At 60.4% G+C, this 14,017-nt stretch carries 10 protein-coding genes; all 10 read right to left on the bottom strand.

The genetic code is table 11. The annotated features are described in order from the left end of the window. Positions 1–12: 12 nt before the first annotated feature. On the bottom strand, positions 13–843 hold the full coding sequence (gene rplB / locus ABHV46_RS12745; RefSeq protein WP_025840921.1) for a 50S ribosomal protein L2: 831 nt from the start codon (positions 841–843) through the stop codon (positions 13–15). A gap of 16 nt (positions 844–859) precedes the next feature. Then, positions 860–1,156, bottom strand: coding sequence for a 50S ribosomal protein L23 (locus ABHV46_RS12740; RefSeq protein WP_188426281.1), 297 nt, complete (start codon positions 1,154–1,156; stop codon positions 860–862). A gap of 41 nt (positions 1,157–1,197) precedes the next feature. Then, positions 1,198–1,812: a 50S ribosomal protein L4 gene (gene rplD, locus ABHV46_RS12735; protein ID WP_188426071.1), complete on the bottom strand. Its 615-nt coding sequence runs from the start codon at positions 1,810–1,812 to the stop codon at positions 1,198–1,200. A 12-nt stretch (positions 1,813–1,824) separates the two neighbouring features. Continuing rightward, positions 1,825–2,508 carry a 50S ribosomal protein L3 gene (gene rplC / locus ABHV46_RS12730; protein ID WP_336946656.1) on the bottom strand — a complete coding sequence of 228 codons (684 nt, stop codon included), beginning with the start codon at positions 2,506–2,508 and terminating at the stop codon, positions 1,825–1,827. Positions 2,509–2,518: 10 nt separating this feature from the next. Beyond that, complete coding sequence (rpsJ, locus tag ABHV46_RS12725; RefSeq protein ID WP_007282720.1) at positions 2,519–2,827, bottom strand: 30S ribosomal protein S10; 309 nt, start codon at positions 2,825–2,827, stop codon at positions 2,519–2,521. A 123-nt stretch (positions 2,828–2,950) separates the two neighbouring features. Beyond that, positions 2,951–4,141, bottom strand: a complete 1,191-nt coding sequence (gene tuf / locus ABHV46_RS12720; RefSeq protein WP_438384398.1) for an elongation factor Tu — start codon at positions 4,139–4,141, stop codon at positions 2,951–2,953. A gap of 105 nt (positions 4,142–4,246) precedes the next feature. Continuing rightward, entirely contained in the window at positions 4,247–4,723 is a 477-nt protein-coding gene (gene rpsG / locus ABHV46_RS12715; protein WP_025822017.1) for a 30S ribosomal protein S7, read from the bottom strand. Between the two features lie 14 nt (positions 4,724–4,737). Continuing rightward, entirely contained in the window at positions 4,738–5,109 is a 372-nt protein-coding gene (gene rpsL / locus ABHV46_RS12710; RefSeq protein ID WP_023979007.1) for a 30S ribosomal protein S12, read from the bottom strand. 365 nt (positions 5,110–5,474) lie between these two features. Then, the gene (gene rpoC, locus ABHV46_RS12705; RefSeq protein WP_438381756.1) at positions 5,475–9,725 is read right to left on the bottom strand and encodes a DNA-directed RNA polymerase subunit beta'; all 4,251 of its coding nucleotides are present in this window, start codon (positions 9,723–9,725) and stop codon (positions 5,475–5,477) included. Positions 9,726–9,813: 88 nt separating this feature from the next. Then, on the bottom strand, positions 9,814–13,989 hold the full coding sequence (rpoB, locus tag ABHV46_RS12700; protein ID WP_438381755.1) for a DNA-directed RNA polymerase subunit beta: 4,176 nt from the start codon (positions 13,987–13,989) through the stop codon (positions 9,814–9,816). Positions 13,990–14,017: the final 28 nt, after the last annotated feature.

Below are 14,017 nucleotides of genomic sequence, written 5' to 3'. Positions count from 1 at the left end.
TTTGCCCCCTTCTTACTTGCCGGTCTTGCGGCGACGGATGATCAGGCTGTCCGTCTTCTTGTTAACACGAGTCTTGTAGCCCTTGGTCGGCTTGCCCCAAGGCGTAACCGGATGACGGCCACCGGAGGTACGACCTTCACCACCACCATGCGGATGGTCGACCGGATTCATGACGACGCCGCGGTTATGCGGACGGCGACCGAGCCAACGGTTGCGACCGGCCTTGCCGAGATGCTGGTTCATGTTGTCGGGGTTCGAAACCGCGCCAACAGTCGCCATGCATTCGCCACGCACGAGACGCAGCTCGCCGGACTGGAGCTTGACCTGAGCGTAGCCAGCGTCCTTACCGACCAGCTGGCAATAGGTGCCGGCCGAACGGGCGATCTTGCCACCGGCACCGGGCTTAAGCTCGATGTTGTGAACGATCGTGCCGACGGGCATCGAGCCCAGCGGCATGGCGTTGCCCGGCTTCACGTCAGTGCGTTCGCCAGCGATCACCTGATCGCCAACCTTCACGCGCTGCGGCGCCAGGATATAAGCCAGCTCGCCGTCTTCGTACTTGATCAGCGCGATGAAGGCGGTGCGGTTCGGGTCATATTCCAGACGCTCGACAATGCCGGCAACGTCGAACTTGCGACGCTTGAAGTCGACATAGCGATAGGACTGCTTGTGCCCGCCGCCACGGAAACGCGACGTGGTACGGCCGTGGTTGTTACGACCGCCCGTCTTGTTCTTGCCCTCGGTCAGCTGCTTGACCGGCTTGCCCTTGTAGAGCTCGCTGCGATCGATCAGAACCGTGCCACGTGTGCTCGGCGTCGTGGGATTAAAGTGCTTGAGTGCCATGGTATCCTATCCCGCGTCAGCCCAGCTTCGCGGTGAGGTCAATGGACTGACCTTCCGCAAGCTGAACATACGCCTTCTTGATGTCCGAACGGCGACCAGGACGGCCCTTGACCATCTTGGTCTTGCCCTTCTGCACCAGCGTGTTCACGGAGACGACCTTGACGCCGAAGAGCGTCTCGACCGCAACCTTGATTTCCGGCTTGGCGGCCGTCATGGCCACGCGGAAAACAACCTGGTTACGCTCGGAAAGGGCCGTCGCCTTTTCGGTGATGAGCGGCGCGCGAACGATGTCGAACATCGATTCACGCGTCATGCGCAGCGCCTTGTTACGGCGCGCAAGAACGATGCTCGTGGTCATGCCAGGCGCTCCTTGAGACCTTCGAGCCCAGCGCGCGTCAGCACGAGAACATCGTGGTTCAGAATGTCATACACATTGGCACCGATCGTGGGCAGCACGTCGATCTTGGGCAGGTTGCGCACAGCGCGACCGAAAGCCACATCAACGGCGCCGTCGACGATCAGGGCGGAGGACCAGCCGAGTGCTGCCAGCTTTGCAGCGGCTTCACGGGTCTTGGTCACACCAGCGGCCTGATCGATGACGATCAGCTTGCCGGCAGCGGCCTTCTGCGACAGCGCAGAGATCAGGCCGAGGCGACGCACCTTCTTGGGAAGGTCATAGCCATGGTCGCGAACGACCGGACCATGAACAACGCCACCGGTGCGGAACTGCGGAGCGCGCAGCGAGCCCTGACGTGCCGAGCCGGTGCCTTTCTGGCGGAACGGCTTCTTGGTCGTGCCAGAGATTTCGCCCATGCCCTTGGTGCGGTGCGTACCGGCGCGGCGCTTGGCCAGCTGCCAGTGGACGACGCGCGCCATGATGTCCGCACGCGGAGTCGCGCCGAACAGTTCCTCAGGCAGAGACACCGTGCCGGCGCTGCCATTATCGAGGGTTTTGATATCGTATTCCATCGCCCTCAGTCCTTAACCGGCGGCCGCTGCAGTCGCTGCCGGGTACGGCGCATCTGCATGGCGGGCCTTCTTGATCGCATCGCGGATCATCACCAGGCCATCCTTGGCACCCGGAATCGAACCACGAACCATGATCAGGTTGCGTTCGGCATCTACGGCTGCCACTTCGAGGTTGAGCGTCGTGATACGCTCGTCACCCATGTGACCGGCCATTTTCTTGCCCTTGAAGACCTTGCCCGGATCCTGGCGCTGACCCGTCGAACCATGCGAACGATGGCTGATGGACACGCCGTGGGAGGCTTCAAGACCAGCGAAGTTCCAGCGCTTCATGACGCCGGCGAAGCCTTTGCCCTTGCTGGTGCCGGTGACGTCGACCTTCTGGCCAACGACGAAATGGGCCGCAGAGAGCTTCGTGCCAGCCTCAAGCACGGCATCTTCTGCCACGCGAAACTCGACAAGAGTCTTCTTCGGCTCCACCTTGGTGCGAGCATAATGGCCACGCATCGGCTTGGTGACGTTCTTCACCTTCGCCTTGCTCATGCCGATCTGCACTGCGGTGTAGCCATCACGCTCCTGCGTGCGGGCGTCCACAACCTCGACCTCGTCGAGATGCAGCACTGTGACCGGCACATGTGTGCCATCTTCCTTGAATAGCCGGGTCATACCCAGCTTTTTTGCGATCAATCCGGTACGCATCGTCTGGACCTTAAAGTTTGATCTCGACATCAACGCCAGCGGCGAGGTCGAGCTTCATGAGGGCGTCCACGGTCTGCGGTGTCGGCTCAACAATGTCGAGCAGGCGGCGATGAGTCCGAATTTCGAACTGCTCGCGGCTTTTCTTGTCCACATGTGGGGAACGGTTCACGGTGAACCGCTCGATATGCGTCGGTAGCGGGATAGGACCCCGAACCCGCGCACCCGTACGCTTCGCCGTGTTTACGATTTCCTTCGTGCTGTTGTCGAGCACGCGGTGATCGTACGCCTTTAGGCGAATGCGGATGTTCTGGTTGTCCATCTTACCAATAATCCAACTCGTTGGGGTTCGGGTCTTACCCTGCTCCCTCCTGGCCCCTGTGAAAGCCGACCCCGGCCGGATTTCTCCGACCGGGGCCAGCCAATTCAGGGCCCGTGCTTAAAATCAGGCGCTGATCGAGGAGACCACGCCTGCACCGACGGTGCGGCCGCCTTCACGGATAGCGAAGCGGAGACCTTCGTCCATGGCGATCGGAGCAATGAGCTCGACGTCCATGGCGATGTTGTCACCCGGCATGACCATTTCCGTGCCTTCCGGCAGCTGAACGACGCCCGTGACGTCGGTCGTGCGGAAATAGAACTGCGGACGGTAGTTTGTAAAGAACGGAGTGTGACGACCGCCCTCTTCCTTCGTGAGGATGTAAGCCTCAGCCTTGAAGTTCTTGTGCGGGGTGATCGAACCCGGCTTTGCAAGAACCTGGCCACGCTCGACGTCTTCACGCTTCGTGCCACGAACCAGCGCACCGATGTTGTCACCGGCCTCACCGCGATCGAGCAGCTTGCGGAACATCTCAACGCCCGTAACGGTCGTCTTGATGGTGTCCTTCAGGCCGATGATCTCAACTTCGTCACCGACGTTCACGACGCCGCGCTCAACACGACCCGTGACGACCGTACCACGACCCGAGATCGAGAACACGTCTTCGATCGGCATCAGGAACGGACGATCGACCGGACGCTCCGGCTGCGGGATGTAGGTGTCGACAGCTTCCATCAGCTCGAGCACGCGGTCTTCACCGATTGCTGCGTCGCCGTCTTCGAGCGTCACCAGAGCCGAACCCTTGACGATGGGGATATCGTCGCCGGGGAACTGGTAGGACGAGAGAAGCTCGCGAACTTCCATCTCGACGAGCTCGAGCAGCTCGGCGTCGTCAACCTGGTCGACCTTGTTCAGGAACACGACCAGAGCCGGAACGCCAACCTGGCGAGCGAGCAGGATGTGCTCGCGCGTCTGCGGCATCGGGCCGTCAGCAGCGGACACAACCAGGATCGCGCCGTCCATCTGGGCGGCACCGGTGATCATGTTCTTGACGTAGTCAGCATGGCCCGGGCAGTCGACGTGGGCGTAGTGACGGTTCTTGGTCTCGTACTCAACGTGAGCGGTGGAGATCGTGATGCCACGAGCGCGCTCTTCAGGAGCCGCGTCGATCTGGTCATACGCACGGAAGGTCGCGCCGCCGGACTTGGCGAGCGTCTTCGTGATTGCAGCCGTCAGTGAGGTCTTGCCATGGTCAACGTGACCGATGGTGCCGATGTTGCAGTGCGGCTTCGTCCGCTCAAATTTAGCCTTAGCCATCATTCTCTCCATAACCCACCGCCGAATAAGCGGCGGGGAAGATTGCTAATTCGTACCGGGCGCTCCGTAAAGGGGCACCCGGGGTAACAGGTCAGCTTTTAAAGCTTACCAACGATAGTGGCTGAATGCCTTGTTAGCTTCAGCCATGCGATGCGTGTCTTCGCGCTTCTTGACGGCGGAGCCGCGATTGTTGATCGCGTCCATCAGCTCGTTGGAAAGGCGTTCCTGCATCGTGTTTTCACCGCGCTTGCGCGAGGCGTCGATCAGCCAGCGAATGGCGAGGGCCTGACGGCGCTCGGTGCGAACCTCGACGGGGACCTGATAGGTCGCACCGCCGACGCGGCGGGAGCGAACCTCTACGGCCGGCTTCACGTTGTCCAGCGCCGCATGGAACATGGCGACCGGGTCAGCCGTAGCACCACCACGGCGGCGCACGGACTCCAGCGCACCGTAGACAATGCCTTCGGCTGTGGACTTTTTACCGTCGTACATCAGGGCGTTCATAAAACGCGTGATGACGACATCTCCGAATTTCGGATCGGGAAGGATCTCACGCTTAACAGCGCGATGACGGCGACTCATGCCTGAATTTCCTCTTACTTCGGACGCTTCGCGCCGTACAGCGAACGGCGCTGACGACGCTTGGCGATGCCCTGCGTGTCAAGCACGCCGCGCAGGATGTGATAACGCACACCCGGCAAATCTTTTACACGACCGCCGCGGATCAGCACGACGCTGTGTTCCTGCAGGTTATGGCCTTCACCGGGGATGTAGCTCACGACCTCATACCCGTTGGTCAGGCGCACCTTTGCCACCTTACGCAGGGCCGAGTTCGGCTTTTTCGGGGTGACCGTATAGACGCGCGTGCAGACGCCGCGCTTCTGGGGGCAACCCTGGAGGGCCGGCACTTTATTCCGCTTGGCGGCAGGCTCGCGGCCTTTGGCGATCAACTGGTTGATGGTCGGCATACGCCCTTCCCGATCCTTGTTCACTGCGAGACCGGACCAAGGCCCGATCTGCTCGCTTCCAACAAAATGCAGCGCGCGACAGAATGTCGCCCGCTTTGACTGTTTCACTACCGGCCTGAGCCTCACCCGAAGGCGGCGGCACCGTTAGCGTTTGATGCTGTCTATCAACGGCTCAGACGCCTTACGAGACGGGGGTAGCCGAGGGCGCGAACCCTATGACCGCTTCGGACGAAAGTCAAGCATTCTCTAGAGTTCTGCTCGATTCTCGTCCGAGTCCCGTTTCGAATCGCCGGATACGAAATCGGGCGGGTATTACCCCGCCCGATCTCAAACGTAAACTAGTTTTTCCAGAGGCTGCGGCGTCTTTACTCTGCCGCGTCATCCGTGACCGCCGGGGCTGCCCGGCTGACGCGCTGACGGTCCTGAGAAGCTGCCATGGAACGCAGCTTGTTCATCACGCTACCTGTGCCCGCCGGGATCAGACGACCCACGATCACGTTCTCCTTGAGGCCGTTCAGTGTATCGACCTTGCCGGCTGTTGCCGCCTCGGTCAGCACACGTGTGGTCTCCTGGAACGATGCCGCAGAGATGAAGGACTGCGTCTGCAGCGAGGCCTTGGTAATACCCTGGAGGATGGGCATGCCCCGTGCGGGTTCCTCACCCATCTTGACGCGCTTCTCGTTCTCGACCTCGAACTCGATACGGTCGACCGTCTCGCCAATCAGATAGGTCGTATCGCCCGGCTCGAGGATTTCGATCTTCTGCAGCATCTGACGAACAATGACTTCGATATGCTTGTCGTTGATCTTCACGCCCTGCAGTCGATAGACGTCCTGGATCTCGTTGACGAGATAATCGGACAGCGCCTCGACACCCATGACCTTGAGAATGTCATGCGGCACGCGAGGACCGTCGACCAGCGGGTCACCCTTCTGCACGAAGTCGCCTTCCTGCACCGAAACGTGCTTGCCCTTGGGGATGAGGTAGTTGGTCTCCTCCCCGGTCTCGTCGTTCTTCACGATGATGCAGCGCTTGGACTTGTAGTCCTTGCCGATCTCGATCCGACCTTCGGTCTCCGCAATGATCGCGTGATCCTTCGGGCGACGGGCTTCGAACAATTCGGCCACACGCGGCAGACCACCCGTAATGTCGCGAGTCTTCGACCCTTCACGCGGGATACGTGCCAGCACGTCACCGGCATGGACCGTGGCGCCATTCTCGATCGATAGCAGCGAATCGGGCGACAGGAAGTAGCGCGCCTCATTGCCATTCGCGAGACGGACGACATTGCCCGCCGAGTCCTTGAGCTGCAGACGCGGACGCAGATCCACACCCTTGCTGCCCTGCTTGTAGTCGACGACCACCTTCGAGGTCAGGCCCGTCACTTCGTCCATACGCTCGACGAGCGTGATGGAGTCGATCAGGTCGAGATATTCGACCGTACCGGCCTGCTCGGTGATGATCGGCAGGGTGTAAGGATCCCACTCGGCCATTTTCAGGCCGCGCGTGACTTCTTGGCCCTCGTTCACCATCAGACGGGCACCGTAAGGCACGCGATAACGGGCGCGTTCGACACCCTTCTCATCCGTCAGCAGAATTTCGCAGTTACGCGACATCACGATGGTGACGTTCTGGCTGTTCTGCACCACGTTGCGGTTGCGGATGGTCACCTTGCCGTCACGCGACGCTTCGACCATCGACTGCTCCGCACCACGCGTAGCCGCACCACCGATATGGAAGGTACGCATGGTCAGCTGTGTGCCAGGCTCACCGATCGACTGTGCCGCGATGACGCCAACGGCCTCACCGATATTGACCGGCGTGCCGCGTGCAAGGTCACGGCCATAGCAATGACCGCACACACCGACGCGGCTGTCACAGGTCAGCACCGAGCGGATCAGCACGCTTTCAACGCCAGCCTTCTCGATGATCTCTGCCTCAGCTTCCTCGATCAGCGTGTTGCGCGGGAAGAGAACCGCACCGCTCACCGGATCGGTCACGTCAGCCGTCAGGGTACGACCCAGGATACGCTCGGAAAGCGAAGAAATGACTTCACCGCTATCCATGACCGCACGGATCGTCAGGCCGCGCTCGGTGCCGCAATCGTTTTCGACGATGATGCAATCCTGCGCCACGTCGACGAGACGACGCGTGAGATAACCCGAGTTTGCCGTCTTCAGGGCCGTATCCGCGAGACCCTTACGGGCACCGTGGGTAGAGGTGAAGTAATCGAGAACCGAAAGGCCTTCCTTGAAGTTCGCGATAATCGGCTGCTCGATGATCTCGCCCGAAGGCTTGGCCATCAGGCCACGCATACCGGCAAGCTGCTTCATCTGGGCTGGCGACCCACGCGCACCGGAATGGCTCATCATCCAGACCGAGTTCGTCGGCTTGCCGATAACCTGACGCGAAATCTCCTTCATCATCGCGGCCTGGACTTCGTCCGTGCAGCGCGACCAGGCATCGACCACCTTGTTATAACGTTCGCCAGCCGTGATCAGACCGTCCTGATACTGCTGCTCGAACTCCTTGATCTCTGCCTGGGTGCGCTCGACCAGTTCCTGCTTCTCGACGGGGATGATCATGTCATCCTTGCCGAAGGAAATGCCAGCGCGCGCAGCGTGACGGAAACCGAGGCCCATCAGACGGTCGCAGAAAATGACCGCTTCTTTCTGGCCGCAGTGACGATAGACCGCATCGATGACGTCGGACACGTTCTTCTTGGTCAGCTGCTTGTTGACCAGCGAGAACGGGATGGCAGCGTTGCGCGGCAGGATCTGCGCGATGAGCGCGCGGCCCGGCGTGGTGATCAGGGTCTGGCGAACGGGCTGGCCGTCGGCATCCTGCGTTTCCATGCGCAGACGGATCTTGTCATGCAGCTTGAGCGTGCCCTCGTTCATCGCCAGCTCGATTTCTGCAACCGAGGCAAAAGCAGACGGACCGGCCTTAACGAGATTGCCCTGGGCATCGTACTCGGCCTTGTCAGGCGTCGTGTGATATTCGGGCACTTCGAGGCTCAGATAATACAGGCCAAGAACGATATCCTGTGACGGCACGATGATCGGCTTGCCGTTCGCAGGGCTGAGGATGTTGTTCGTCGACATCATCAGCACGCGGGCTTCAAGCTGGGCTTCGAGCGAGAGCGGCACGTGGACGGCCATCTGATCGCCGTCGAAGTCGGCGTTGAACGCGGTGCAGACGAGCGGATGAAGCTGGATGGCCTTGCCTTCGATCAGCACGGGCTCGAAAGCCTGAATACCGAGACGATGGAGCGTCGGCGCACGGTTCAGCATCACGGGATGCTCTCGGATAACCTCTTCGAGGATATCCCAGACTTCCGGACGCTCTTTCTCCACCATGCGCTTTGCAGCCTTGATGGTGGTGGCGTGGCCGTATTTCTCGAGCTTGCTGTAGATGAAGGGCTTGAACAGCTCCAGCGCCATCTTCTTCGGCAGGCCGCACTGATGCAGCTTCAGCTCAGGACCGACCACGATGACCGAACGACCAGAGTAATCGACGCGCTTGCCGAGGAGGTTCTGACGGAAGCGGCCCTGCTTACCCTTGAGCATGTCGGAGAGCGACTTCAGCGGGCGCTTATTGGCACCCGTGATGGCCCGGCCACGACGACCGTTATCGAACAACGCATCGACAGCTTCCTGCAGCATGCGCTTTTCGTTACGGACGATGATGTCCGGCGCACGCAGTTCGATCAGGCGCTTCAGACGATTGTTACGGTTGATCACGCGACGATAGAGATCATTCAGATCGGACGTTGCGAAACGACCACCATCCAGCGGCACGAGCGGGCGCAGCTCGGGCGGAATGACCGGCACGAGGTCCAGGATCATCCATTCCGGGCGCGAGCCGCTCTCAGCGAAGGCTTCGAACAGCTTGAGACGCTTGACGAGCTTCTTGCGCTTGGCTTCCGAAGTCGCTTCACGCAGATCTTCGCGCAGCAGGTCGCCGTCAGACTTATCCTGATCACGACCGTCACGATCGACCAGGCCGGGGCGATCAACTTCTGTGGAGAGCAGACGAGCCTTCCAGAGAATTTTCTTCACCGCTTCGGCACCGATACCGACCTCAAGGCCCTCATCGGCGTAGTCGTCCATGGCGTCGAAATACTGGTCTTCCGACAGCAGCGAGTAACGCTTGAACGGGCTCGTGCCGGATTCGAGAACGATATAGCTCTCGAAATACAGGACCTTTTCAAGATCCTTCAGCGTAATGTCGACCATCGTCGCAATACGGCTCGGCAGCGACTTCAGGAACCAGATATGCGCAACCGGCGAGGCCAGTTCGATATGGCCCATACGCTCGCGGCGAACCTTAGCGAGCGTGACTTCAACGCCGCACTTCTCGCACACGATGCCACGGAACTTCATGCGCTTGTACTTGCCGCACAGGCACTCATAGTCCTTGATCGGGCCAAAGATGCGCGCACAGAACAGGCCGTCACGCTCGGGCTTGAACGTACGGTAGTTGATCGTCTCGGGCTTCTTGATCTCGCCATACGACCAGGAACGGATCTGCTCGGATGAAGCGAGCTGGATTTTGATCTGGTCGAAAGACTGAGTCTGGCCCGTCTGACCAAGGATCTTCATGAGTTCGTTCATGCGCCGAAATCCCATTTCACGGAGCGGGCCGGAAGACCGGCCGCGCCCGCGTTAGCAACAAACAGAGAGAATGCGGAGGCAGAAGGCATCAGGACCCGCTCTGCTCCAGATCGACATTCAGGCCGAGCGACTTCAGTTCCTTGATCAGAACGTTGAAGCTCTCGGGGATGCCAGCCTCGAAGTCATCCTGCTCGCGAACGATCGCCTCGTAGACCTTCGTACGTCCAGAGACGTCATCGGACTTGACGGTGAGCATTTCCTGCAGGGTGTAGGCGGCGCCGTAAGCCTCGAGAGCCCAGACTTCCATCTCACCGAAGCGCTGACCACCAAACTGCGCCTTACCACCCAGCGGCTGCTGCGTGACGAGCGAATACGGACCGATCGAGCGTGCATGGATCTTGTCGTCGACAAGGTGATGCAGCTTCAGCATGTAGATGTAGCCAACCGTCGTACGGCGCTCGAAGGATTCACCCGTGCGTCCGTCGATAAGCTGCGACTGGCCCGACTTGTCGACACCGGCCTTGACCAGCATGTCTTCGATATCGGGGATCGACGCGCCGTCGAAAACCGGGGTAGCGATCGGCACGCCCTTGCGCAGGTTGCCCGTCAGTTCGAGCAGCTGCTCATTCGGCAGGGTCGCGATGTCGCTCTCGAACACGGCGTCGCCATAGACGTCACGCAGGCTTTCGAGCAGTTCGAGCTTGCGCTCGCCAGTGCGCTGGTAGTCATCGGCGATCTTGCCGATGTTCTGACCGATATTCGCACAGGCCCAGCCCAGATGCGTTTCCAGGATCTGACCGACATTCATGCGCGACGGCACGCCCAGCGGGTTCAGCACGAGATCGACAGGCGTGCCATCCTCGAGGAACGGCATGTCTTCGACCGGCACGACGCGCGAGACGACACCCTTGTTGCCGTGACGGCCGGCCATCTTGTCACCCGGCTGAAGCTTGCGCTTCACGGCGACGAAGACCTTGACCATCTTCATCACGCCCGGCGGCAGCTCGTCACCGCGCTGCAGCTTCTCGACCTTGCTGTCGAAACGGGCCTGAATCTTGCCAACGGCGGCATCGAACTCGCGACGCAGCGTCTCCAGTTCGGACATCACGCTGTCATCGGTGACGGTGATGTTGCGCCAGGCGCCGCGCGGCTGCTCGTCGAGCACCTCATCGGTGATAACCGTTCCGGCGCGAATACCCTTGAAGCCAGCCGCTGCCGTCTGGTTGAGCAGGCGCTCGCGCAGACGGGCGATGAAGCTACGCTCCTGAATGGCGCGCTCGTCATCACGGTCCTTGGTCAGACGTTCGATTTCCGAACGTTCGATGGCCATGGCGCGCTCGTCCTTGTCGACGCCACGACGCGAGAAGACGCGCACATCGACAATCGTGCCGCTCGTGCCGGGTGGCAGCTTGAGCGAAGTGTCACGAACGTCAGACGCCTTTTCACCGAAAATGGCGCGCAGAAGCTTTTCTTCGGGCGTCATCGGGCTTTCGCCCTTCGGCGTGACCTTACCGATCAGGATATCGCCCGGATTAACTTCAGCGCCGACATAGACGATACCGGCTTCGTCGAGGTTGCGCAGGGCTTCCTCACCGACATTCGGAATGTCGCGCGTAATTTCTTCCTGACCCAGCTTGGTATCACGGGCCATGACTTCGAATTCCTCGATATGGATCGAGGTGAAGACGTCATCACGGGCAATACGCTCGGAGATGAGGATCGAATCTTCGAAGTTATAGCCGTTCCAGGGCATGAACGCGACGAGCACGTTACGGCCCAGGGCTAGTTCACCCAGCTCGGTGGACGGGCCGTCAGCGATGATGTCACCGGCATGAACCGTGTCGCCCACGCGCACCAGCGGACGCTGGTTGATGCAGGTGGACTGGTTCGAACGCATGTATTTGCGCAGACGATAGATATCGACGCCCTGGGTCGAGCCGGCTTCGTCAGTCGCACGCACGACGATACGGGCGCCGTCGATCTGGTCGATCACGCCGTTGCGCTTGGCAACGATGGTCGCGCCCGAATCATGGGCCACAGCGGCTTCCATGCCCGTACCGACCAGTGGCGCATCGGCGCGCACCAGCGGCACGGCCTGACGCTGCATGTTCGATCCCATCAGGGCGCGGTTGGCGTCATCGTTCTCAAGGAACGGAATCAGCGCCGCGGCGACGGAAACGAGCTGCTTGGGCGAAACGTCGCAAGCCGTGACCTGCTCGGGCGGCACAAGACGGAAGTCACCCGAACGACGGACGGAGACCAGCTCGTCGGTCAGACGACCCGTTTCCTTGTCCTGCGCGGCGTCGGCCTGGGCGACGATCAGCTTGTCCTCTTCCATCGCGGAGAGGTATTTCCAGCCTGTCTGAAGCACACCGTCCTGAACCAGGCGATACGGCGTTTCGATAAAGCCGTATTTATTCACCTTGGCGTAGGTCGAGAGCGAGTTGATCAGACCGATATTCGGTCCTTCAGGCGTCTCGATCGGGCAGATACGGCCATAATGCGTCGGGTGAACGTCACGCACTTCGAAGCCCGCACGCTCACGGGTCAGACCGCCCGGGCCAAGCGCCGAAAGACGACGCTTATGCGTCACTTCGGACAGCGGGTTGGTCTGATCCATGAACTGGCTGAGCTGCGAGGAGCCGAAGAACTCGCGCACGGCGGCGGCGGCAGGCTTCGCGTTGATCAGGTCATGCGGCATGACCGTATCGACATCGACCGAACCCATACGCTCACGAATGGCGCGCTCCATACGGAGCAGACCGACGCGATACTGGTTTTCCATCAGCTCGCCGACCGAGCGGACACGACGGTTACCCAGATTGTCGATGTCGTCGATCTGACCGCGGCCGTCTTTCAGCTCGCACATGATCTTGACGGCGCGCAGGATGTCTTCCTTGCGCAGAACGCGCATGGTGTCCGGCGCATCGACTTCGAGACGCATGTTCATCTTTACGCGACCGACGGCCGAGAGGTCGTATCGGTCCGCGTCGAAGAACAGACCCTGGAACATGGCTTCTGCCGTTTCCGGGGTCGGCGGCTCACCGGGGCGCATGATGCGATAGATATCGATCAGCGCTTCGTCACGACGGTTATTCTTGTCGACGGCAAGCGTGTTGCGGATCCAGGGGCCATGCGACGAGTCGACGGCGAGCATAGGCAGTTCGGTAACGCCGGATTCCTCGAGGGCTTCCAGACGTGCCTCGGTCAGCTCCTCACCGGCCTCTGCGTAGATTTCGCCGGTATCTTCGTTGACGAGATCCTGCGCCATGAAACGGCCCAGCAAATCGGCACGACCGACGAGCACATCCTTGGTCGTCTCGGCAATCTTGCGCACCATGCGGGCTGTCAGCTTGGCATCGGCCTCGGCAACCACTTCGCCCGTATCGGCGTCGTAGAGCGGCTCGAGCAGCTTCATGCCACGGAAGGCTTCGGGGTCGAACGGACGCGCCCAGCCCTTGGGCATACGCGTGAAGGGCACGGTACCGTAGAAATAGGCCAGGATCTCATCCTGATCCATGCCTCGGATCGCCATGGACTCGAGATCGCCACCTTCCGCTGCCTTGGCGGCGCGGGCTGCGATCGAGTGCTCACCTTCAAGGGCGTAAAGCAGGGTGGTGACCGGCAGCTTACGCTTGCGGTCGATACGCACATAGATCAGGTCCTTGGCGTCGAATTCGAAATCGAGCCAGGAACCGCGATAGGGAATGACGCGGGCAGCGAAGAGATATTTGCCGGAAGAATGCGTCTTGCCCTTGTCGTGATCGAAGAACACGCCCGGGCTACGATGCATCTGGCTGACGATAACGCGTTCGGTACCGTTGATGATGAAGGTGCCGTTATCGGTCATGAGCGGCATGTCGCCCATATAGACCGGCTGCTCCTTGATATCGCGGATCGAGCGCGATCCGGTATCTTCATCGACATCCCAGACGATCAGACGCAGGATGACCTTCAGCGGCGCTGCATAGGTCAGACCGCGCTGAATGCACTCTTCAACGTCGTATTTCGGCTCTTCGAGTTCGTAGGAAACGAACTCGAGACGCCCACGTCCCGCAAAATCGTTGATCGGAAAAACCGACCGGAACACTTCCTGAAGACCCGTCTGCTGACGGCTGTCAGGCGCCACGTTCATCTGAAGGAACGTCTCATAGCTTGCGCGCTGCACGTCAATCAGGTTGGGCATCGGCGCCACTTCGGGGATCCGCCCGAAGCTCTTGCGAATCCGCTTGCGTCCTGTGAACGATTTGGTGATTGCGTTCATCTATCCCTGCCCTCTCGCACCAGACCTT

Source organism: Asaia sp. BMEF1 (assembly GCF_051628905.1).
GTDB lineage: Bacteria > Pseudomonadota > Alphaproteobacteria > Acetobacterales > Acetobacteraceae > Asaia.
This window is presented reverse-complemented; position numbering and strand designations above follow the sequence as displayed.